The following is a 21,163-nucleotide window of genomic DNA, read 5'->3' as shown; positions in this document are numbered from 1 at the left end:
TGTCGGACCTGTCAGCTCGTGAGCCGAGCGCCGAGCCTGGATCACATCGCGTAATAATCCGCCGACCAGCCAGCACCGTTCTTTGGCCCTTTGCTCTGCACCCACGACGGCGACAGCTACGCTCCGTTACTGGTGCATATGCAAGTGCAGAGCAAAGGGCGGGAACGGCGCGTTGGGACGCTGGCGGCGGGAATGCGAGTTTCCCTGGTCGGCCTGAGTGCGGGGCTCCTTCTGGTACTGCCGGCCTCGCGAGCAGGTCAAGAGTCGTGACATCGCGTGACCGACGACGTGCTTGAGGGACGGCAACACGAACAGTGAAGCGGCGGCGTGAGGAGTTTTCCACAGACCCGCTCGTTGTCCACAGGCGCGGCACTCGGGGTTGCCGGTTGCCCTCGCAGGCGGGACGGTGACGGCATGAGCGATTCCGCAGCCTCGGCCGAGCCGGTCCTGGTCACCGAACCGTCCGACACACAGTGGCCGGCCGCCGGAATCGTCCGTGCGGTCCGACGCCGCGCTGACCTGAGCCAACGCGAGCTGGCCCGGTGGGCGGGCGTGCACCACGCCACCATCGGCAGGATCGAGGCCGGTCGGATGGTGCCGAGCATCGTCCTCCTCCAGCGCATCATCAGCGTGCTGGGCTGCCGACTGGCCGTGGTGGACGAGTTCGGCCGAGTGCTGAAGCCGATGCGTGACTGGCAGGACACCCGCGACGGTGCGGAGCGGCGTTACCCGTCGCACCTGGACACCATTCTCGACCCGGAGCTGGGCGAGTGGTGGGGCGACATCTACGGGCTGGCCCGCCCGCCCGAGACGTTCCGTCGCGACAGGGCGGTCCGCGACGCGATGCGTCGACGCAGCCAGTGGGAGGTGCGTGTGGCCCAGCAGAGGCACCTGCCCCCGCCGCCCCGGCCAGCCCGAGGGCTGGTGTGACAGTGGCATGAACGAGGCGAGGCCCGTCGATCCGCACCGGATCGACGGGCCTCGCCCGAGCGCGCGACGTCAGTCGTCGTTGGTGATCGTTCCGACCGCGAGCGGGTCGGCCAGGCGGAGGCCGGGAACACCGGCCACCAGCAGCGTCAGCTTCTCGTCCGACTCCCGCTTCCGGTCACCGCGCACCGTCACCGCGAAGGTGGCCGACGTCTGCCCGGCGGCGAGCACGGTGCAGCCCGCGTACGGGTCGAAGTCCGAGCCGGCCTGCGCCGTGACACCGACGGCGGCGGCACAGAGCAGCACCGGCTGGGACAACGGCCGCGACACGGTGGCGGTGAAGGTCATCTGCCTGGTGCCCTGGTTGCCCTCGACCACAGTCGTGTCGGCCACGGTCAACGACGCGCGGGACCGGAACCGGGCCACCTGCGGGTCGTGGTCGCTGGAGCCCCGGGACCCGTCGCCGGCGGACTCCGCCGGCCAGTCGGCGTTGATGTGCGCCGCCCGCACCTGCACCAGGTCGCCGTAGAACGCGTCGTTGACGAACAGGTGGTCGAGCGTCTGCGCCTGCCCTTCGAAACTGTACGAGTAGGCCGACGCCGGCACGTCCGCGACCAGGTTGTCCCACAGGTTGTGCAGACCCGCCTCGTAGAGCGGCGCGAGCTGATCCGACGGGGTGGGCTGGTCACCGGTGGCGACGGGATCGTCCGGGCGCGGGAAGACGTTCAGGTCCCCGCCGTAGACCACCCGGGCGCCCTGGTCGGCCGCCTCGATCGCGGTGACGATCGCCGCGCCGTAGCGCGCCTGCTCCCGCCGTTGCCCGACCCGACTGTCCGGGCCGGACGAGTAGTGGTTGCTGAGCGCGTACAGCGTGAACCGCTCGGTGGAACCCGGTGCCGCGGCGACACTGAACTTGCCCAACTGCGGGGCGCGGGTGAACACGTTGTTCCCGTCCCTGCCGGTGGAGGTGTCCACATCCGCCGGCAGCACCGCGTTCAGTGCCTTCGGATTCTGCACGTCGGCGTTGGCCGGCAGCCCCGCCGCGCGGTACTCAACAGTCGGCGCCGAGCCGAGCAGAGGGTCGTTCGCCGTCGCCGCCGCCAGCGACAACCGGTCGGTGCGGTACAGGAACGCGGCGGTGATGCCGCGGGCGTCCGCGCCGGTCCGGTCATAGGCGGCGGCGTACGCCGGGCCGCCGGCCGCCGCCACGGTGAGCGCCAACTCCTGGACGCTGTCCGGAGCGCCGTCGGCGTTGTCGGTGTCACCGCAGCTCAACGCGGCCCCGGAGACCGTGCAGATGTCCTGGTCCTCGGCCTCCTGCACGAGGATCAGATCCGGTGCGTGCAGGTCGGTGACGATCTGGTCGGCGAGCGCCGCCAACTGCGCCCGGTACTCCGCCTCGTTGGCCGGGACGTAGTCGAACGGCGGGCTGACCCCGGCGCACCCGGCGTTGCCGGCGAAGTCGCAGCCGTCGAACGGGTCGTCCCGGTAGTCGTACAGGTTCTCCACGTTGTAGGTGGCGACGGCCAGCTCCTGCGAGCGGTCCGCCGGCGTGGGCGGGCTGTTCTTCGACGGGTCGGAGCCGGCGTCGAACTCCGCCCGCTCGACCTGGACGCCGTACTTCTCGAACGAGTAGTAGACACCGCCCACCGCGTCCGCGCGCAGCGTGTCGAAGGTGTGCGCCGGCGGCAGCACCGTGGCGCTGTCCCCGGCGGTCGCCTTCACACCCATGCTGCCGAGCAGCGTCCGCTGGCCGTTGCCGTCGTCGAAACGCCGGGTCGGGTCGTTGTCCAGCGGGTGCGCGTCCCGGAAGACCCTCCGGGAGTACGGGTCCGCGCGGTCCAGCAGCGGGTCGTCACGGTCGACCACCCACAGCTCCGCGTCGGCGGTGGAGGAGAAGACGTCCCGACCGCTCACCGCGCCGCTGCCCGCGCGTACCCGCATCCGGGAACCCTCGTGCCGCTCCCAGAAGCGCTGCGCGTCGGTCAGCACGGCCGGCGGGACCGCGTCGGTAACCGCGACGGCGGTGTCCACCGCCAGGCCACCCCCGATCCGGCGGACCAGCGACGCACCGGAGAGCTGGGTGAAGTTGTAGTACTCCGACACCCGGGCCCGCAGCACCACCTCGTCGCCGACCGTCGGCACGTAACCGCCGACCAGCGAGGTGAACCCGCCCATGAAGACGAAGATGCCGTCGGAGCTGGTCGGGTCCCCGTCGGTGTCACCAAGGCGGCTCTGCAGGAAGAAGCCGTGCTGGTCCGCCCCGGCCGAGGTGCGGGCCAGGGTCAGCTGGGTGATCACGCCGCGTACGTCGTACAGCGTGCTGCTCGTGCCGTTGCCGCTCGCCGGCGCGAGCGGTGACCGGTCGGTCGGACCGGACTCGGCGTCGGTGGTCGGGCCCTGCACCTCGCCGACGGTCAGCTCCCGGGTCACCTGCACGGCCAACGCGCAGGTCGCGGTGCCACCGTCCGTGTCGGTCGCGGTCACCGTGACGGTGTACGCCCCGGCGGTGAGGTCGGCGCTCGCGCCGACGGTGGCGCGGGCGGTGCCGCCCACCGCGTCGGCCGGTGTGAACGCGGTACGGGTGATCGAGCCGGCGGCCGGGGTCGGGCTGACCGCGGTGACCGCCAGGTCGACGATCGTGTCGTCGGGATCGGTGCCGGTGACCTCGCGGCTCGCGGCCGTGCCGGCGGGGGTGACCAGCGGTTGGCCGCAGGTGAGCGTGGCCGGCACGTCGACCGGGCCGCCGCCGTCCACGGTGTGCGCGCCCAACCCGTCGAACGTGTCGACCGGGTGGCCGGCCCACTGCGCGGCGGGGTCGAAGGCGTCCGAGGGGTCGGTGTCGCCGCTCGTCACGGGCGGCAGCCGACGCAGTGTGTTGTCAGCGGTGCTGGTGAGGCCGGCACCCCACTCGGTGCCCGGGTCGACGCCCACCTGGCCGATCGAGTCGAGCACCGTGGCGCCCCGACGCAGCACGATCGCGTCGTCACCGTTGAACAGGCTCGCCCCGGTGGTCTGATCGGCCTGGGCGAGGATGGCGGCCCCCGCCGACGCGCTGGCGAACACGAACGCGTCCCCGGCGGCGACAGTGCCGGTCAGCGCGATGGTGGTGGCCGTCGTGGCGCCGTTGAAGTAGAGCTGGAGCTGGTACCCCCCGGCCGTGAGGTCGACCGGCGCGCCGGTGCCGTTGAACAGTTCGATGGCCTTGTTGTTCGACGAACCCTCGACGTACTCCGAAATGAACAGGTCGGTGGGCGCGGCGCTGGCCGCTGTGGGTGCGACGCCGAGCGCCGTGATGGTCACGGCGGCGGTGGCGGTCGCGAGCGCGGCTAGTGAGCGGCGCGGGCGCATGGGGCCTCCACGATGGGGGACGGGATCAACGCACGTTAAGGTGCCCGGCTGTCCACCGTCCATCCCCAGGTGGACACTTTCGTGAATTCGGTCAGCGCTGCGGATCGAGCCGGTGCACCAGCTCGGCGACGTCGACGCTGTATTCGCACCAGTCCCGGTCGGGGCGGTAGCCCAGCTCCGCGTTGACCTTCAACATCGCCTCGTTGGCCTGGGCGTTCCAGGTCTGCACCTCGATCAGCTCCGGCTCGGCGGAGCGCAGCTCCAGCAGCATCCGGGCCTTGATCGCCCGGTCGATGCCGTAGCCCCGGTGGTCCTGCGCGACGATCGTGTCGTACTGGTCGGCGCGGGTCGGGTGCTGCGCCGGCACCACCACCTCGGTCAGGCCGGCGACCTCGCCGCTCTGCTCGTGCCGGGCGAGCACGATGTACGGTTTCATGCCCCGGCGGTGCAGGGTGTCGAGGCTGTCGCGCAGCCGCTCCGGGTCGTAGGAGCTGGGACGCAGCTCAACCTCGTCGACGTCGCGCACCTCGGCCTTCGCCCGCGCGTACGCCTCGAGCAGGTCGTCCGGCGGCCCGCCCGGGAAGAACTCCACCTGGTAGCCCGCCGCGATGCCGGTGGCCATCTCGGTCAGCTCGGCCCAGTCGACGGCGGTCAGGTCGAGCACGCTGCGGGTCTCCACGTACTCCCTGGTGAAGCCCAACGACTCGTAGAACGCGACGGAGGGCGTGTCGCCGACCACCTCGACCCCGATCGACCGGAAGCCCTCCTGGTAGACCCGGCGGGCGGCGCGCAGCACCAGGTCCCGGCCGAGGCCACCGCGCCGCACCGACGGGTGCACCAGCACCTCGATCACGCCGATGTCGCCGAGCAGGAGCACGTGCACCTGGCCGAGCACCGCCCCGGGCTCGCCGGGATCGCCCGCCTCGGCCTGGGCGATCCAGGAGATCCGCCGCTCACCGGGCATCACCTCGGCGAGATATTCCCGCAGCGAGGTCTCCCGCCAGGGCGGGTCCTGCGGCAGGTCGGCCGCCAGGACCTCATTGAGCGTGGCCAGCAGCGACGCGATCTCGGCGGACGACGCGGTCCTCGGGTCCCACTCGCGCACCATCACCCGTCTAGCTTGCCGCTTACAGCTGTCGGGGGGAAGTGTCCAGTTCTCCAACGTATCGAGACGATCACTTCATCAGCGACTGGCCCGTCCGTACCGGTTGGCGGTGTCGTAGACGTCCTGGGCGTACCGCCGCACATCGTTGTAGGACAGGATGGCGTTCCACCAGTCGCCAGCGATGCTCAGGTTGCGCCCGCCCTTGCAGAGGTAGTTCCCCGCCGCCAGCGCGGCGTCGTCCAGGTCGTGCGGGTCCTTGACGCCGTCGTTGTCCGCGTCCGCCCCGATCTCCTTCCAGGTGGTCGGGATGAACTGCATCGGCCCGATGGCCCGGTCCAGGACTGTGTCGCCGTCGAGCGCCCCACGGTCGGTGTCGATGATCCGCATGCGGCCGTCCTTGCCGTCCAGCGGGAGCCCGATGATCTTCGGTAGCGCCTTGCCGTCCGGCCCCAGGCGCGCGCCGTTGGCCGAGCCGTGCCCCGACTCGACCTGGCCGATCGCGGCCAGCGTGGTCCAGCTCAGCGCGCAACTGCGGTTGGTCTGGGCGAGCACCAGCTCGGCGTAGCCGTACGCCTGCATGGCGGTGGCGGGGACGCCGACCTTGGCGCTGACCTGCTGTGCCCAGCCGGCCAGGGCGTCCGACGGCCGGCCGCCGAGACCCGGTCCGACGGCGGGGCCGGTCGGTAGCCCGTTGGTGGGCACCCCGCCGGTGGGCAGGGGGAGGGTCGGCAGTGGACCGGTGGGCAGCGGGGTGGTGGGCAGACCGGACGGCCCCGCCGGCGGTACGACAGGGTTCGGCGTGGCGGACGCGTCGACAGCGACCGGGCGTGGCGCGCGGATCGTGGCGGGCACCAGCAGTGCGCCCGCCGCGGCGGTCGCCGCCACCATCAGCAGCAGGAACAGGCCGGGCAGGGTCAACCGACCGCTCGGACGGCGGGACCACTCGCGGGTCGCCTGGGCGGCCGACGCCGCGACCTGGCGCGGTGGCAGGCGTACCGCGTGCGCGAAGGGCACCCGCCGCCGCCGGGCGGGGTTGGCCGCCGGCACGACAGGGATCTCATCCACAGTGGTCCTGGCCGGTCCCACGGTGGCCGTCGCGTCGTCGGGCTTGCCGTCGTCGGGCTTGCTGGCGTCGGCCTTGCTGTCGTCGGGCTTGCTGGCGTCGGGCTTGGGTTCGGCGGTCCTACTGTCTTTGGCCGTGGGCGTCCCGACCTGGCTGTCGGCGCTCTCGGCGCTTCCGGCGCTGTCGGCCTTGACGTCCGGCTCGGCCGGCGTCTTTGCCGCTGCCGGCGCTGGCGCTGGCGGTGTTGCCGGTGTCGTCGCCGGCGCGGGTGTCGGTTCTGCCGACTCTGGTGACGAGGCGGCCGGGGAACGCCCGCTCAGCCACGGGCGGCGCGGGCGGGGCACCGCGCGTGTCGGGTCGGGCGCGGCCCCCGAGCCCTCCAACGGCCCGTCCAGCGGCGCGGCCGGTCGTAACTTCCGAGTGCGCGTGTCGTCCTCGCCGTCCACCACCTGTCGAGTATCACCCATGCTTCGCCAACCGTCAGATCCACGTACCCTGGACCGTATGCCCCGGTACGAGTTCCGCTGCCGCGCCTGCGGCGACACTTTCGAGGTCAACCGCCCGATGTCGGCGGCCGGTGAACCGGCGACCTGCCCGCAGGGGCACGCCGACACGGTGAAGCTGCTGTCCACGGTGGCGGTCACCGGCAGAGGCGCCGGCACCGCACCGGCACCGACCGGTGGTGGTTGCTGCGGTGGCGCCTGCGGCTGCTGACCGGACCGACCCGCCGTCACCCGGTGCGCTGGTCCTGGCGGGAGCAGAGTGGAGTGGCACCTTGAGGCGGCACCTGCCCGGCCGTTCTCACGATGTGTGATCGCTCGGATTCAGGCAGCATGAACCCGACGTCACGGGCGGAGGTTTCACGCATGTCGCCACGGATCCAGCTCCCGAGCGGTTGGGTGACCTTCGTTTTCACCGATATCGAGGGCTCGACCCGGTTGGCCCAGTTGCTCGGCCCCGACTACCGGCCGGTGCTCGCCGAGCACCGTCGGCTGCTGCGCCGGACGCTGGCCAGCACCGGGGGCGCGGAGCTGCTGACCGAGGGCGACTCGTTCTTCCTGGCGTTCGAGGACGCGACCGCCGCGCTGACCGCGTGTCTGACCGCGCAGCGCGCGTTGTCCAGCCACGACTGGCCCACCTCCGAGGCCGCGCCGCGGGTGCGGATGGGCCTGCACACCGGCTACGCCGAGCCCCGCGATGGCGAGTACGCCAGCCCCGAGGTGCACCGGGCCGCCCGGGTCGCCGCCGCCGCGCACGGCGGGCAGGTGCTCTGCACCGCCTCCACCGCGCGCCGCGCCGAGCCGTTGCCGCCGGGCGCGACCCTGCTCGACCTGGGGCTGCACCGGCTGCGCGGCTTCGACGACCGGGAACGACTGTTCCAACTGGTAGCGCCGGGTCTGGAACGGCAGTTCCCGCGGCCCCGCACCGCCGACGCGGTGGCGCACAACCTGCCCACCCAGGTGACGTCGTTCGTCGGCCGGCAGACCGAGCGCGTCGAGCTGGGCCTGCTGGTGCGGCAGCACCGCCTGGTCACGGTGCTGGGCGCCGGCGGCGCGGGCAAGACCCGGCTCGCCGTGGAGTTGGCCAGCGGAGTCGTCGAGGCGTACCCGGACGGGGTCTGGTTCGTCGACATCGCCTCGGTGACCGACCCGGGGCTCGTGGCCTTCGCGGTCGCCGCCGTGCTCGGCCTGCGACCCGAACCGGGACGACCGATGCTCGACACCCTCGTCGAGTACGCTGCCGGCCGCCGCATGCTCGTCGTCCTGGACACCTGCGACGCCCAACCGGCCGCCTGCGCCGAGGTGATCGCCCGGCTGCTCTCCGGCGGCGGCGGCGTACGGGTGTTGGCGACCAGCCGGGAGTCGTTCGGCCTGCCCGGCGAGGTGGTGTGGCGGATCCCGCCGCTCTCGGTGGACCCGGCCGGCGACGGCGCGGAGAGCGACGCGGTGGCGCTGCTGCTGGACCGTACGGCGGCGGCGCGTGGTGGTCGCCAACCGGACCCGGCCGAGTCCGCTGATCTGCGCCGGGTGGTGCAACGGCTGGACGGTCTGCCGCTCGCCATCGAGTTGGCCGCCGCCCGGCTGCGGGTGCTCTCCGTCGGCCAGCTCGCCGAGCGGCTGGACGATGTCCTCGGCACCCTGGACGCCGGCCGGGAGGACCCGGAGCCGCCGCCGATGGAGCGCGGTTGGTCCGGCAACCAGCAGGACACCGTCGACCTGGTCGCCGCGGCGGCCGGGATGTCGCCGCCCACCCCGGCGAGCCGGGCGGTGCAACGCTCGGCCACCGAGCGGCACCTGACCATGCAGGCCACCGTCACCTGGTCGTACCGGACGTTGGGCCCCCGGGCCGCCCGGCTGCTGCGGTGGCTGGCGGTCTTCGCCGGCCCGGTGGACCTGGCGACGGTGGAGTGGCTGCTGGGCGACGATCCGCTGGACCCGCTCTCGGTCCTGGTGGACAAGTCGATGGTGCTGGCCGAGCCCCGGGCCTCCGGCAGCACCTACCGGATGCTCGATCCCATCCGGGCGTACGCGGCGCGCCGGCTGGCCGAGGCGGGCGAGGAACAGGCCGCCCGGGATCGGCACGTGGCCTGGTCGGCGCACGCGTTGGACCGGGCGCACCTGGGGCAGGACGGCCGGCCGGTGACACTCTCGCTGTACGCGCTGGACCCCCTGGCCGGGGAGCTGCGTGCCGCGTTGCGCTGGTGCGCCACCGGGGGCAGCGCCCGGGCCGGTCTCGGTCTGGCCGGTGGTCTGGACCAGTGGTGGTTGGAGCGCGGCCTGGCGCGGGAGGGCCGGCTGTGGCTGTTCCGGCTGTACGGGCGCATCGCCGAGACGGGGGAGCGGATCCCCGAGGCGGAGCTGGCGGCGGCGTACCACATGCACTCGTTGCACGCGAGCGCCGACGGCGAGTTCGCCGAGGAGCTGCGCTACTCGCAACGGGCCGAGGCAGCGGCCCGGCAGGCCGGTGACGCCGGCCTGCTGGCCCGGGTGCTCGCCGGGCGCGCCGCGCCGCTGGCGGACATGGGTCAGTTCGTCGAGGCCGAGCGGGTGTGCCGGGAGGTCATCGACTGGGCGCACGGGCAGGACGTGGTCGGTGAGGCGCTGTTCGCCGTGTTCAGCCTGGCCGAGTTGCTCTGGCGGCGGGGCGCCCTGGACGAGGCGGCGGAACTTCTCGGGACGGTCCGGCCGGTGGAGGCCGCCCGGCCGGTGGAGCGGGGTCGGCGTTCGGTGGACATGCTGCTGGGGATGGTCGCGCTGGCCCGGGGCGACGTGATCGCCGCGCACGAACACCTGCTGGTGGCGCTGCGCTCCCGGATGGGCCACGGCTACCACGGCCGGGCGTGCGACACCCTGAACGCCATCGCGGTGCGCTGCGCGATCGGCGGGGAACGGCTGACCGCCGCCCGGCTGTTCGGCGCGGCGCAGGCCACCCGGGCGAGCATGCGGGCGACCCCGGGCATCTACGGCGGCTACTGGGCGGAACAGCAGGCGGAGCTACGCGCGAAGCTGGGTGACACGGCGTTCGACGACGCGTACGGCGAGGGCGCCGAGTTGGGGCTGGACGAGGCCGTGGCGCTGGCCCTCGACGTGGAACATCCGGATCTGGCAGCCGATTCGACCCGCTTCAGCACCGACCTCTCCCCACCAACCCCCCACCAGAACCGAACGCGCCTAACCCACCCCAACCCCCTGACCCCCTGACCCCCTGACCCCCTGACCCCCTGACCCCCTGACCCCCTGACCCCCTGACCGCCCGCCCGGCCCCCGGCCCCGCCCTCTCTCGGTTGATCATGAAGTTATCGCCAGGACACGCCGAGCTGACGGTCCACAACTTCATGATCACCGGGGGCGGGGCGGGGCAGGGGGGACCGGGGTGGGGTTTAGCGGCGGGTGGTCTTGGCTTCGGCTTCGGCCTTCATTCTCGCGGCGCGGTCGATGTCGGCCTGCTGGACGGCCGCTACCGAACCGAAGATGTGCACCGCCTGGTAGTAGGTCCAGGCCAGGCTGTAGCAGGCGGGCCGGACGACGGAGTTGTACGTGGCGCAGACGCGCTTGAGGTCCGCGTAGAAGGCGTTGTCGAGGCGGGCCTTGTTGGCGGGGAACTGGCCGACCGCCTTGTAGTTGCGGTAGCCGAAGTCGTGCCGGTAGCAGCCCAGGTTGAAGGTGAAGCCGAGGGGGTTGTCCGGGCTGGACGAGCAGTAGTCGGTGGACCAGTTGAAGTTGTACTCGGCCCAGGGGGCCCGGTTGACCCGGGCGTTGTTCCATGCGTTGTAGCTGGACGCGCTGGTCTGGGTCCAACTGGAGAGCACGGACAGGCGCTCGGCGGGGGTGACGGCGGCGGCGGGGGAGGCGATGGTGAGGGTGGCGAGCAGCGCTAGCGCGCCCGAGGCGAGCAGTGTGGTGAGACGTCGGGGCACGGGTTCCTCCGCGGGGGTGAGCGGGTGGGACGGAAGTTACCGGCGGGTCACCGGATGTCGACGAGTGTCGATCAACTGATCAACTGGACGGTATGGGCCTCGCCAACTATTGGTGACATCCGTCGAAACAGACGAATGCCCCGGGTGCGCGGAGCACCCGGGGCATTCGGTGGAGCTGACGGATCAGCGCAGGACGACCGCGGGCGGGCTGGCCGGGCTCTCGTTGGCCGACCGGTCCAGCGCGGTCAGCCGGTAGGTGTAGCGCCGACCGGGCTCGGCCGAGGTGTCCACCCAGGACTGGGCGCCGCCGGGCGTGGCCCGAACGGTGTCGACCAGGTGCGCGGCGTCCGCCGTACCGCACCGACCGGGCGGCGTGACGCCGTCGAACCGGTAGATCGCGTACGAGGTGGCGGTGCCGAGCGGGCCGGCGCCGTCGGCGGGCTGCCGCCAGGTGAGGCGTACGCCGTCGGTCTGCCGGGTGGTCTTGGTGATCACCGGGAAGAGCGGCGGCTTGGCCGGCAGGTGCGGCATGGCGGGCACCAACGCCGGGCGCGAGTAGTGCTCGGCGGCGTAGATGTCGGTGGCGCCGAGCCGGTTGGCGCGGACCTGCACGGCGGAGAAGTGCACGTTGCCCTGCACCTCCGGGTACGACCGGTTGAGCGTCAGGTGGTCGGACAGCTCACGCGGGTTCTGCCAGTACGGCCCGTACGCCGGGTCGCCGCTCTTGTAGTCGGCCTGGCCGATGTAGAGCTGCACCCGGGTGCCGCGCACCGTCTCGGCCCACCACGGCACCAGCCGCGCGTAGTCGGCCGCCGGGTACTGGCCGATGTACCAGTAGAGCTGCGGCACCACGTAGTCGATCCACTCCTGCTTGATCCACTTGCGGGTGTCGGCGGAGATGATGTCGTACGACTGGCTGCCGGTGGTGTCCGAGCCGAGCGGGTCGGCGCTGGCGTTGCGCCAGATGCCGAACGGGCTGACCCCGAACTTCACCCACGGCTTCGCCGCCTTGATCTTGCCGCTCATCTCCTGGATCAGCAGGTTGATGTTGTCCCGCCGCCAGTCCGCCCGGTCGGTGAAACCCCTGTTGTGCGCGGCGAAGGTGGCGTCGTCCGGCACCTGGTGGGTCCCGCTGGGGTACGGGTAGAAGTAGTCGTCGAAGTGGACGCCGTCGACGTCGTACCGCTTCACCGCGTCCAGCATCGCGGTCTGCACGAACTCGCGTACCTCGGGAATGCCGGGGTTGTAGTAGAGCCGGCTGCCGGCGACGCCGGCCGGCGGGTAGGCGAAGGTCCAGTCGGGGTGCTCGCGGGCCGGGTGGCCGGGCGCGAGCTGGCCGGGGTCCGCGCCGGCCCCGCCGGGGGCCGGCATGGAGACGCGGTACGGGTTGAACCAGGCGTGGAACTCCAGGTTGCGCCGGTGCGACTCGTCGACCAGGAAGGCCAGCGGGTCCCAGCCCGGGTCCTGGCCGCGTACCCCGGTCAGGTACTCCGACCAGGGTTCGTACGGCGAGGGCCAGAGCGCGTCGGCGGTGGGTCGGACCTGCACGACGACGGCGTTGTGGTGCAGCCGCTCGGCGAGGTCGAGCAGTGACCGGTACTCGGCCTGCTGGGCGGCGATCCGGTCCGGGTCGGTCTGGGACGCCTTGCTGGGCCAGTCGATGTTGACCACCGAGGAGATCCACATGGCCCGGAACTGCCGTTTCGGCGTGGCCGGGTCGGTGGCGCAGGTGGCGGTGGTGGTGCCGGCCGCGTCGGGTGCGGCGCTCGCGGGGGTGGCGGTGGCCAGGGTGCCGAGCAGGGCGGCGGCCAGTCCGGCCGCGCCGAGGCGAGTTGCCTTCATGCGGTGTGTCCCTTCGGTGGGGCTCCCGTGTGATCAGCGTGACAGTCGGCAAGATATGCCGATGCATACGTATCGCTGGTAGGAAATTTTCACATCTGGCCCACAACCGCAAGGGTTCGTGATTGGCGGTTCGCGTCGCTGGGTAGCAACGCCGGTCACCGGCTGCCACGAGCGGTGGCCGTGTGCGGGGAGGGGTGAGCGCATGTCCGTGCTGCGCACAAAACCGATCAAGGACGTGATCGCCCAGGGGGAGGTGGACGGCAGCGATGGTCAACTGGGGCTGAAGAGACGCCTCGGCGCCGTCGACCTCACCGGCTTCGGCATCGGCATCGTGATCGGCACCGGCATCTTCACGCTCACCGGGATCGAGGCCCGGGACAGCGCCGGACCGGGCGTGGTGATCTCGTTCGCCATCGCCGGCGTGGTGGCCCTGCTCGCCGCCCTCTGCTACGCCGAACTGGCCTCCAGCGTGCCGACCGCCGGCAGCGCCTACACCTACGCGTACGCCACGATGGGCGAGATCGTCGCCTGGATCATCGGCTGGGACCTGCTGCTGGAGTTCGCGCTCGGCGCGGCGGTGGTCGCCCGAGGATGGTCCGGCTATCTGGCGGAACTGCTCGACCTGCCCACCCGCTGGTTCGGTGAGGAGGGCAGCGTCGTCAACGTCGGCGCCATCGCCATCGTGCTGATCCTCGGCGTCGTCGCGATCGTCGGCATCCGCGAGTCGGCCCGGATCACCAACCTGCTGGTGCTGGTCAAGGTGGCGATCTGCGTCTTCGTGGTGGTCGCCGGCCTGTTCTTCGTCAAGGCCGCCAACCTCACCCCGTTCATCCCGCCGGCCGAGCCCGCCGGTGGCGGCGACGACGGGATCAGGCAGCCGGTCACGCAGGCGCTCTTCGGGCTGGAGCCGTCGGTCTTCGGCTTCGTCGGGGTGCTCAGCGCCGCGGCCGTGGTCTTCTTCGCGTACACCGGCTTCGAGGCCGTTGCCAACCTCGGTGAGGAGACCAGGAAGCCCAAGCGGGACCTGACCCTGGGCCTGCTCGGCACGCTGCTGATCTCGACTGCGCTCTACATCGGGGTCTCGCTGGTGGTCGTCGGCATGGTGCCGTACACCGAGATCGACAGGGGCGCGCCGATCGCGTCGGCCTTCGAGTCGGTCGGCGCGGGCTGGGCGGCGGTGCTGGTCTCCATCGCCGCGGTCGCCGGCCTGACCAGCGTGATCCTGGTCGACCTGGTGGCGATGGGGCGGATCGGCTTCGCCATCGCCCGGGACGGGCTGATCCCGCCCGCCATCGCGAAGGTGCACCTGCGCTGGGGCACCCCGTACCGGATCTCCGCGATCATGACGGTGGCGGTCGCGCTGCTGGCCGGTTTCCTGCCGTTGTCAGCGCTGGCCGACCTGGTCAGCATCGGCGCGCTCTGCGCGTTCGTGCTGGTCTCGGTGGCGGTGCCGATCCTGCGTCGTCGGCGTCCGGACCTGGAGCGGCCCTTCCGGGTGCCGTTCTCCCCGGTGCTGCCGATCGTCTCCGCGCTGGCCTGCTTCTACCTGATGCTCAACCTGTCGGTGGAGACCTGGCTGCGGTTCCTGGCCTGGATGCTGCTCGGCGCGTTGATCTACTTCGGCTACGGCTACCGCCGCAACCGGCTGGCCCGGCACGAGCCCGCCGTCTGAGCGCGCCGGGTGAAGGGCGCCGGAGTCGCCGGCGCCCTCAGTCGAAGAAGCGCGCCAGATGGCTCTGCGACGCCGGCTCGGCGTCCGGCGGCAGGGGGGTCAGGTCGGCGAAGATCGACGCGCCGTCGCAGCCCGCGTGCAGCGGATACCAGCGCGGCGTGCCGGGCGGCCGGAGCTGGCAGATCCCCTTGAACGTCTGCACGTCCATCAGCCGGACGTGGGTCGGGTCGGCCACCGCGTTGACGTGCCCCCACCAGGGGCTCATCACGTGCAGGACGCCGCCCGGCCGGAGCACCCGGTGGCACTCGTCCACCAGCGGCAGGAAGTCGATCAGGTGCTCCAGGATGTGCACGGCGAAGAGGACGTCCACCGAGTCGTCGGCGAGCGGCAGCGAGCCGGACAGGTCCGCGACAGCGTCCACCCCGGGCGCGGGGTAGATGTCCAACCCCAGGTTGCCGGACCACTGCTTGGTCGGCCCGCAGCCGAGATCCACCACCACCGGCGCCCGACCGCCGACGCCGACCCGGCACCAGACGCCGTAGACGCCGGCCAACCGGCCGACCAGGTCGCGGACCAGTCGCAGTTGGGAGGGCTCGGACACGTCGCCGCTCAGGTGGGCCACGCCCCTGTCGAACCGCACCTCGACGGCCAGGTCCCGCAGCCGGTCGTCGTGCCGGGCCTGGTCCGCCCACGCCTGCGCGAGGGACTCGTCGATCGCCCGCAGCCGGTCGGCCGAGGGCGGAGTCTGTGCCAAAGCCACCATTTCGGGCCACCTCCGGCCGCGGCGATACCCGCTATCGCGCCCGTTATGCCCGGCTCGCCGGGGCCCGCGCCTCAGCCCGAGATGGTTCGGCGGCCCCCGCGCATCCGCTGCCGGGGTGGCGGGTCGGCGGGCTTCGGCCGCTTGAGGTGATAGCGGTGCAACTCGTGGTTGCCGGGCAGGGACGGGTCCTCGCTCATCGCGACCAACTCCCAGCCCTGGTCGCCGGCCCGGTTCAGGTGGGCCAGCGAGGTGTCGCCGTACGGCGTCACGTCGACCATCGAGCCGTCCGGGCCGTACCAGACGAAGACGACCTCCCAGCCGAGGTCGTTGGTCGCCGCCTGACGACGGCGGACCAGCAGGGCGTACTCCCACTTGAGCATGGCGTCATTCTCACCCCGCGACGACCGGCGGGCACGGATCAGTCCTCGGCGATCCGCCCGGCGTCGACCCGCAGCCGCCGGTTCGTCTCGATCGCGGCCAGCATCCGCCGGTCGTGGGTCACCAGCAGCAGCGTGCCGGGGTAGCTGGCCAGCGCCGACTCGAGCTGCTCGATGGCGGGCAGGTCCAGGTGGTTGGTGGGCTCGTCGAGCACCAGCAGGTTGACGCCGCGGCCCTGGAGCAGGGCCAGCGCCGCCCGGGTCCGCTCGCCGGGGGAGAGGGTGGCCGCCGGTCGCGGCACGTGCGCCGCCCGCAGGCCGAACTTGGCCAGCAGGGTCCGCGCGTCCGCCGGCGACATCCCGGGTACGGCCGCCTGGAACGCGTCGATCAACGGCGCGTCGCCGAGGAACAACCCCCGGGCCTGGTCCACCTCACCCACCACCACGCCCGGACCGAGCGCGGCGGTGCCCTCGTCCAGCGGCAGCCGTCCCAGCAGCGCGGCCAGCAGGGTGGTCTTGCCCGAGCCGTTCGCCCCGGTCACCGCGACCCGGTCCGCCCAGTCGATCTGGAGGTCGACCGGGCCGAGGGTGAAGCCACCACGGCGTACGACAGCGCCGCGCAGCGTGGCCACGACGGCCCCGGCGCGGGGCGCGGCGGCGATCTCCATCCGCAGCTCCCACTCCTTGCGGGGCTCCTCGACCACCTCGAGACGTTCGATCAGCCGGTCGGTCTGCTTCGCCTTGGCGGCCTGCTTCTCACTCGACTCGCTGCGGAACTTGCGACCGATCTTGTCGTTGTCGGTGGCCTTGCGGCGGGCGTTCCGTACGCCCTTCTCCATCCAGCCCCGCTGGGTGCGGGCGCGCGCCTCCAGCCCGGCCTTCGTCTCGGCGTACTCCTCGAAGTCCGCGCGGGCGTGCCGGCGCGCCACCTCGCGCTCCTCCAGGTAGGCCGCGTAGCCACCGCCGTAGTGGTTGACCTGCTGCTGCGGCAGGTCCAGCTCCAGCACCCGGGTCACCGTGCGGGTCAGGAACTCCCGATCGTGGCTCACCAGCACGGTGCCGGCCCGCAGCCCGGTCACGAACTCCTCCAGCCGCTCCAGGCCGGCCAGGTCCAGGTCGTTGGTCGGCTCGTCGAGCAGGAACACGTCGTACCGGCTGAGCAGCAGCGACGCGAGCCCGGCGCGGGCCGCCTGGCCACCGGACAACCCGGTCATGGCGTGGTCCAGGTCGACAGCGAGCCCCAGGTCGGCGCTCACCTGCTCGGCGCGCTCGTCCAGGTCCGCGCCGCCGAGAGCGAGCCAGCGCTCCAGCGCGTCACCGTAGGCGTCGTCCGCGCCGGCCGCCCCGGCGGTCAGCGCCTCGGTCGCCGCGTCCAACGCCGCCTGCGCGGCGGTCACCCCGGTCCGGCGGGCCAGGAAGTCACGTACCGTCTCGCCGGATCGCCGCTCCGGCTCCTGCGGCAGGTGCCCGACGCTCGCGGTGGGCGGGCTGAGCCGCACGCTGCCGGCCTCGACCGGCAGCAACCCGGCGAGGGTACGCAGCAGCGTCGACTTGCCGGCCCCGTTCGGCCCGACCAGGCCGACCACGTCGCCGGGCGCGACCACCAGGTCCAACCCGGCGAAGAGTGCGCGGTCGCCGTGTCCGGCGGCCAGGTCCTTGACGATCATCGTGGCGCTCATCAGGACGGCAGCCTATCCGGCCGCCCGCATACCGGCGCTCGCCAGCGGGCAGACTCAACGACGTGGTGACCACACTGGCGATCGACTGCGGCGGCGGCGGCATCAAGGCGTCCGTGCTCGACGAGGCGGGGACGATGCGCGCCCGGCCGTTACGGGTGCCGACCCCGTACCCGCTGCCGACCGCGCTGTTCGTCCGTACCCTGCGGGACCTCGGTGCCCGGTTGCCGGCGGCGGACCGGCTCACCGTCGGCGTACCCGGAATGATCCGGCACGGCGTGGTGGTGACCACGCCGCACTACGTGACCCGCAGCGGCCCCCGGTCCCGGGTCGATCCGGACCTGCTCGCCCAGTGGTCCGGCTGGGACGCGCGGGCCGCGCTGGCCGACGCTTTCGGGGTCCCGGCGCTGGTGCTCAACGACGCCGAGGTGCACGGCGCCGGGGTGGTCGCCGGCACCGGCTGTGAGCTGGTGCTGACCCTGGGGACGGGGCTGGGCAGCGCGCTCTTCGACGGCGGGCTCCTCGCGCCGCACCTGGAGCTGTCGCACGCGCCCGTGCGGTGGGGCACCACCTACGACACGTACGTGGGGGAGCCGGAACGCCGCCGGCTCGGGGACGCCTTCTGGTCCCGCCGGATCAGGCAGGTGGTGGACGGGCTCCGCCCGGTGTTCCGCTGGGACCGGCTCTACCTGGGCGGGGGGAACTCCCGGCTGATCCGGCCCGAGCAGCTGGCCCGGATGGGCGACGATGTGGTGGTGGTGCCGAACACCGCCGGGATCGTCGGCGGTGTCCGGGCCTGGGAACTCGCCGCCGGACGCCGGGACGCGCGCACCTGACCTGATCTCCACTCCCGGGAACAGTCGCCAAACGCCCGGTGTTGTGCCAGCGTCGGAACAGGTGGCGGTGCGACCCGAGGAGGTGGCAGATGGATCTTCTGGCGGACTACCGGCGGGCGACCATGTTCTTCGAGACCGGTGACCCCGGCCAGGCGGCCCGGCTGCTGGAGCCGATCATCGACGCCGAACCGGGCAACACTGCCGTCCGGCAGTTGCTGGCCCGTGCGTACTTCCAGTCGGCCCAGCTCAACCGGGCCGAGGAGCACCTGCGGGAGCTCGTCGACCGGGACCCGAGCGACCACTACGCGCACCACGTGCTGGGGCGGACGCTGGAACGGCTCAACCGGCACACCGACGCGCTCCGGCACCTGCGGATCGCCGCCGCGATGTACGCGGCGAACGACGACTACCGGACCGCGCTGGAGCGGGTCGAGACCCGCGTGGGCGGCCGGCGCTGAGTGTGCCGCGTGACGTGACAGGGGCGGTCCTCCGGGGCCGCCCCTTCGGTCGTCCGGGGCTGCCTCCGCTTCTGGCGGGCCGGCAGGCCCGCCCGCCCGCCTAGGATGGCGGGCATGGGACTCGACCGGCCGAGGGCTGCGGCATGAAGCTCAAGCTGGACCTGCACGACATCTTCAACAAGGGCCACGACATCGACCGCGCGCTGCGCGGGATCATGGACGAGGCGGTGGCGAAGAAGGCCACCCTCGTCGAGATCATCCCCGGCAAGGGCTCCGGCCAGCTCAAGAAGCGCGTGCTGCGGTTCCTCGACCAGAAGGACGTCAAGCAGCTCTACCACCGGGTGGAGAAGGACTCCAAGAACTTCGGCCGCCTCTTCGTCCACTTCCGCTGGAAGTAATCCACCCCCGCCCCCGCCCCCGCCCCCGCCCCCCGCTCCCGCTCCCGCCCTCGGCGATCTTGCACTTGCTGTTGCCGCTTTGTGGTGATTTGCGATTAATGCGCGCGCCGAAAGTGCAAGATCGCGCGGTATGGCGTTTGACTGGATCGTTTGTCAGTCTCTGAGCTCGGCGATCATCGTGTCCGCGTTCTCGAACGACTCGACGGTGCGGAACCCCTCGGCCGCGTAGAACCTGGCGGCGAAGTTCGCCCGCTCCACGCTCAGCGACACCGTACGGATGCCACGTGCTCGGGCGGCGTCCAGAACGGCCCGCAGGAGCGCCCGGCCCACGCCTCGCCCCCTCCACGACTCCACCACGCCGATGGTCAGTTCCGGCACGTCGTCGCTCACGTACCCGTAGCCGGGGTCGGCGGCGGTGAGGTAGCGGAACCAGGCCGCGCCGACCGGTCGGTCGGTCGGGTCCACCGCTACCAGGCCGAAGTCGGTCGGCCGCATCCAGTCGGTGACGTAGTGCGCCAGCGCCGGGTTCGCCAGGATCTGCTCGCGCGACCAGGTGCGCCCCGGTAGCCAGTTCACGGCCTCCACGAGCATGTCGACAAGGAAGTCGGAATCAGCCGGAATGGCTGCGCGGAAGCCGAGATCAGTCACCGCCGAAGCCTCACACACAAGATCGACGCCACCAAGGTCATTTCGCTCCGTGCGGACTTTTGAGGATGTGGTCGGCAGCGGCGGGTGATCAGTTGATGCTGAGTAGCTTCCAGCGCCTGGTGGGAGCTACTCACCATCAAGCGATCAGGACGAGCAGGCCGCACGCGAGCAGCGGAGGCACCGCGGCGAGGGTGCCCACCATGGCCGACCAGCCGATCCGGGTACGGGAGACGAGGGCCGCGAGCGTTGCCAGGCTCACCAGCAGCGCGAGGACGAGCGCGGGCAGGGCCAGAACCAGGAGGGCCGAGCGTGCGTCAGAGACCGATGAGTGGGTGCGTGCCGGTGCCAGAGTCACGGTGAAGTGTGCCCCGCCGCGTGAGCGGTGTCAGCCCCCGAGAGCGTCGACGCGGGCGCCGTGGCCGACCGGGCGGCGGGACCAGCACTGCGGGCGCTGCCGGACGGCGAGCTCCAGTGCCTCGTGGTCCGACTCGATCATTTCCCGAGCGATCCGACGCGCCATCTCCAGGCGGTCGACATGCAAGTCAAGATCGGATGGGCCGGCGCCAGCCATATCGAACTCCTCGTCAGCGTTCGAACTAGTCGCATCATGTGTCGCGCCGAGAATCGTCACCATTCCCCGATCGGTGGAAAATCCTCGCCGTACGGTTCGGTGTCGCGTATCCCGGTTGCGCCGATGGTAGCGACGCCCGCGCCACCGCGCCCGGAACTGAGAAAAAGCCGTCTTGCCGACGCTCGGTACATTGCACTTGCGCGATTCGGGGGACGCGACATGTCCGGTGAGGGATCTTCGTTTCGGGAGGACCACCGTGCGGCATCCGAGTAGGACCGACCCGTTGTTCGTCGCCGTCGAATCAGAGTCGATCACCCGTGCGGATGTCGCCGGGCTCATCGCGGGGCGGCTGGCCGCCGTCCGGGTGCCGGGGCTGCTGTCCGCGGCCCGCTGTCAGGCGATCACCGCCGCGCTCGCCGACGCGCCGATGGACCGCTACGACGAGAGCCGGGTCTTCCCGGTCGTGGCCAAGTTCGGCCCGGCCATCAACGACCACCGCTCCGCCGGCGAGCTTCGCGACGACTACTGGGACGCCGCCCACGCGGCCGAGAAGGGCTGGTCCACGCTGGGGCTGGCGGATTCGCCACGGGAGCTGTGCCTGGCGGCGTTCCGGGGCGCCTGGCCGGACGTCGCGCCCGGGCGGCGGCAGCGTCGGGACATGCACGTCGGCATCGTCCGCGAGATCAACGCCGGTCTCCAGGTGCACTTCGACGACGCGGTCCGGGAGTACGCGGGTCGGCTGCTGGACAGCGAGCTGGTGGCGCAGTTGGCGTTCAACATCTACGTCAGGGTGCCGCCGTCCGGTGGTGAGACGGTGCTGTGGCGGCGGCGGTGGCAGCCGGACGACGAGGAGCTGCGCATTCCCAACGGGTACGGCTTCGACGAGTCGGTGACCGCTGGCGCGCAGTCGTTGTCGCTGCGCCCGACCCTCGGCGAGGGTTTCCTGTTCGATCCCCGGCACTATCACACGGTGCGTCAGGCGACCGACGGTCGGCGGATCTCCATAGGATGTTTCGTGGGTCTGACCGACGACGGTCGACTGGCCCTCTGGTCGTAGCG

General features: G+C 72.0%; 19 protein-coding genes. 8 read left to right on the top strand and 11 right to left on the bottom strand.

From position 1 onward, the window contains the following. The first annotated feature begins 414 nt into the window (after positions 1 to 414). A complete protein-coding gene (locus tag O7634_RS06390) occupies positions 415 to 930 on the top strand; it encodes a helix-turn-helix transcriptional regulator (protein ID WP_278149221.1) in 516 nt (171 codons plus the stop codon). Between the two features lie 69 nt (positions 931 to 999). On the opposite strand, the gene O7634_RS06385 is transcribed toward O7634_RS06390, so the two are convergent. From O7634_RS06385 to O7634_RS06375, 3 genes are all read right to left on the bottom strand, one after another. Next, complete coding sequence (locus O7634_RS06385; protein WP_278149220.1) at positions 1,000 to 4,278, bottom strand: lamin tail domain-containing protein; 3,279 nt, start codon at positions 4,276 to 4,278, stop codon at positions 1,000 to 1,002. Between the two features lie 91 nt (positions 4,279 to 4,369). Next, entirely contained in the window at positions 4,370 to 5,386 is a 1,017-nt protein-coding gene (locus O7634_RS06380) for a GNAT family N-acetyltransferase (RefSeq protein ID WP_278153886.1), read from the bottom strand. Positions 5,387 to 5,461: 75 nt separating this feature from the next. Further along, a complete protein-coding gene (locus O7634_RS06375) occupies positions 5,462 to 6,895 on the bottom strand; it encodes a lytic murein transglycosylase (protein WP_278153885.1) in 1,434 nt (477 codons plus the stop codon). A gap of 55 nt (positions 6,896 to 6,950) precedes the next feature. On the opposite strand from O7634_RS06375, the gene O7634_RS06370 reads away from it, so the two are divergent. Both O7634_RS06370 and O7634_RS06365 read left to right on the top strand, forming a co-directional pair. Continuing rightward, positions 6,951 to 7,160 (top strand): zinc ribbon domain-containing protein, encoded by a 210-nt coding sequence (locus O7634_RS06370; RefSeq protein WP_278149219.1) that lies wholly within the window; start codon positions 6,951 to 6,953, stop codon positions 7,158 to 7,160. Between the two features lie 152 nt (positions 7,161 to 7,312). Continuing rightward, the gene (locus O7634_RS06365) at positions 7,313 to 10,147 is read left to right on the top strand and encodes an adenylate/guanylate cyclase domain-containing protein (protein ID WP_278149218.1); all 2,835 of its coding nucleotides are present in this window, start codon (positions 7,313 to 7,315) and stop codon (positions 10,145 to 10,147) included. A 179-nt stretch (positions 10,148 to 10,326) separates the two neighbouring features. Here O7634_RS06365 and O7634_RS06360 read toward each other — a convergent pair whose 3' ends face one another. Beyond that, entirely contained in the window at positions 10,327 to 10,863 is a 537-nt protein-coding gene (locus O7634_RS06360; protein WP_278149217.1) for a phospholipase, read from the bottom strand. 183 nt (positions 10,864 to 11,046) lie between these two features. Beyond that, entirely contained in the window at positions 11,047 to 12,705 is a 1,659-nt protein-coding gene (locus tag O7634_RS06355; RefSeq protein ID WP_278149216.1) for a family 10 glycosylhydrolase, read from the bottom strand. A 202-nt stretch (positions 12,706 to 12,907) separates the two neighbouring features. Between O7634_RS06355 and O7634_RS06350 the strand changes: the two genes are divergently transcribed. Beyond that, positions 12,908 to 14,377, top strand: coding sequence for an amino acid permease (locus tag O7634_RS06350; RefSeq protein WP_278149215.1), 1,470 nt, complete (start codon positions 12,908 to 12,910; stop codon positions 14,375 to 14,377). A 37-nt stretch (positions 14,378 to 14,414) separates the two neighbouring features. Here O7634_RS06350 and O7634_RS06345 read toward each other — a convergent pair whose 3' ends face one another. The 3 genes from O7634_RS06345 to O7634_RS06335 form a co-directional block, all read right to left on the bottom strand. Next, entirely contained in the window at positions 14,415 to 15,140 is a 726-nt protein-coding gene (locus tag O7634_RS06345) for a methyltransferase domain-containing protein (protein WP_278149214.1), read from the bottom strand. A gap of 71 nt (positions 15,141 to 15,211) precedes the next feature. Beyond that, positions 15,212 to 15,520 (bottom strand): hypothetical protein, encoded by a 309-nt coding sequence (locus O7634_RS06340; RefSeq protein WP_030329764.1) that lies wholly within the window; start codon positions 15,518 to 15,520, stop codon positions 15,212 to 15,214. A 38-nt stretch (positions 15,521 to 15,558) separates the two neighbouring features. Next, a complete protein-coding gene (locus O7634_RS06335; RefSeq protein WP_278149213.1) occupies positions 15,559 to 17,196 on the bottom strand; it encodes an ABC-F family ATP-binding cassette domain-containing protein in 1,638 nt (545 codons plus the stop codon). Between the two features lie 62 nt (positions 17,197 to 17,258). Here O7634_RS06335 and O7634_RS06330 point away from each other — a divergent pair, with 62 nt between their 5' ends. The 3 genes from O7634_RS06330 (at position 17,259) to O7634_RS06320 (ending at position 18,885) form a co-directional block, all read left to right on the top strand. Then, entirely contained in the window at positions 17,259 to 18,029 is a 771-nt protein-coding gene (locus tag O7634_RS06330) for an ROK family protein (RefSeq protein WP_278149212.1), read from the top strand. 89 nt (positions 18,030 to 18,118) lie between these two features. After that, a complete protein-coding gene (locus O7634_RS06325; protein WP_278149211.1) occupies positions 18,119 to 18,487 on the top strand; it encodes a tetratricopeptide repeat protein in 369 nt (122 codons plus the stop codon). A 143-nt stretch (positions 18,488 to 18,630) separates the two neighbouring features. After that, the gene (locus tag O7634_RS06320; RefSeq protein ID WP_013736060.1) at positions 18,631 to 18,885 is read left to right on the top strand and encodes a Smr/MutS family protein; all 255 of its coding nucleotides are present in this window, start codon (positions 18,631 to 18,633) and stop codon (positions 18,883 to 18,885) included. Positions 18,886 to 19,038: 153 nt separating this feature from the next. Here O7634_RS06320 and O7634_RS06315 read toward each other — a convergent pair whose 3' ends face one another. From O7634_RS06315 to O7634_RS06305, 3 genes are all read right to left on the bottom strand, one after another. Continuing rightward, positions 19,039 to 19,533 (bottom strand): GNAT family N-acetyltransferase, encoded by a 495-nt coding sequence (locus O7634_RS06315; RefSeq protein ID WP_278149209.1) that lies wholly within the window; start codon positions 19,531 to 19,533, stop codon positions 19,039 to 19,041. 136 nt (positions 19,534 to 19,669) lie between these two features. Then, positions 19,670 to 19,888 carry a hypothetical protein gene (locus O7634_RS06310; protein ID WP_278149208.1) on the bottom strand — a complete coding sequence of 73 codons (219 nt, stop codon included), beginning with the start codon at positions 19,886 to 19,888 and terminating at the stop codon, positions 19,670 to 19,672. 30 nt (positions 19,889 to 19,918) lie between these two features. Then, positions 19,919 to 20,074 (bottom strand): hypothetical protein, encoded by a 156-nt coding sequence (locus O7634_RS06305; RefSeq protein WP_278149207.1) that lies wholly within the window; start codon positions 20,072 to 20,074, stop codon positions 19,919 to 19,921. A gap of 286 nt (positions 20,075 to 20,360) precedes the next feature. Here O7634_RS06305 and O7634_RS06300 point away from each other — a divergent pair, with 286 nt between their 5' ends. Next, a complete protein-coding gene (locus O7634_RS06300) occupies positions 20,361 to 21,161 on the top strand; it encodes a hypothetical protein (RefSeq protein ID WP_278149206.1) in 801 nt (266 codons plus the stop codon). The last annotated feature ends 2 nt before the right edge of the window (positions 21,162 to 21,163 follow it).

Source organism: Micromonospora sp. WMMD1120 (genome assembly GCF_029626235.1).
Lineage (GTDB): Bacteria > Actinomycetota > Actinomycetes > Mycobacteriales > Micromonosporaceae > Micromonospora.
Note: the sequence above shows the minus strand (reverse complement) of the source record. Positions and strands in the feature narration are given on the sequence as shown.

Excerpts from the sequence above, each read along its gene's own strand:
- O7634_RS06390 (WP_278149221.1), top strand. The coding sequence starts at position 415 with ATGAGCGATTCCGCAGCCTCGGCCGAGCCGGTCCTGGTCACCGAACCG.
- O7634_RS06385 (WP_278149220.1), bottom strand. The coding sequence starts at position 4,278 with ATGCGCCCGCGCCGCTCACTAGCCGCGCTCGCGACCGCCACCGCCGCC.
- O7634_RS06380 (WP_278153886.1), bottom strand. The coding sequence starts at position 5,386 with ATGGTGCGCGAGTGGGACCCGAGGACCGCGTCGTCCGCCGAGATCGCG.
- O7634_RS06370 (WP_278149219.1), top strand. The coding sequence starts at position 6,951 with ATGCCCCGGTACGAGTTCCGCTGCCGCGCCTGCGGCGACACTTTCGAG.
- O7634_RS06365 (WP_278149218.1), top strand. The coding sequence starts at position 7,313 with ATGTCGCCACGGATCCAGCTCCCGAGCGGTTGGGTGACCTTCGTTTTC.
- O7634_RS06355 (WP_278149216.1), bottom strand. The coding sequence starts at position 12,705 with ATGAAGGCAACTCGCCTCGGCGCGGCCGGACTGGCCGCCGCCCTGCTC.
- O7634_RS06350 (WP_278149215.1), top strand. The coding sequence starts at position 12,908 with ATGTCCGTGCTGCGCACAAAACCGATCAAGGACGTGATCGCCCAGGGG.
- O7634_RS06345 (WP_278149214.1), bottom strand. The coding sequence starts at position 15,140 with ATGGTGGCTTTGGCACAGACTCCGCCCTCGGCCGACCGGCTGCGGGCG.
- O7634_RS06340 (WP_030329764.1), bottom strand. The coding sequence starts at position 15,520 with ATGCTCAAGTGGGAGTACGCCCTGCTGGTCCGCCGTCGTCAGGCGGCG.
- O7634_RS06335 (WP_278149213.1), bottom strand. The coding sequence starts at position 17,196 with ATGAGCGCCACGATGATCGTCAAGGACCTGGCCGCCGGACACGGCGAC.
- O7634_RS06325 (WP_278149211.1), top strand. The coding sequence starts at position 18,119 with ATGGATCTTCTGGCGGACTACCGGCGGGCGACCATGTTCTTCGAGACC.
- O7634_RS06320 (WP_013736060.1), top strand. The coding sequence starts at position 18,631 with ATGAAGCTCAAGCTGGACCTGCACGACATCTTCAACAAGGGCCACGAC.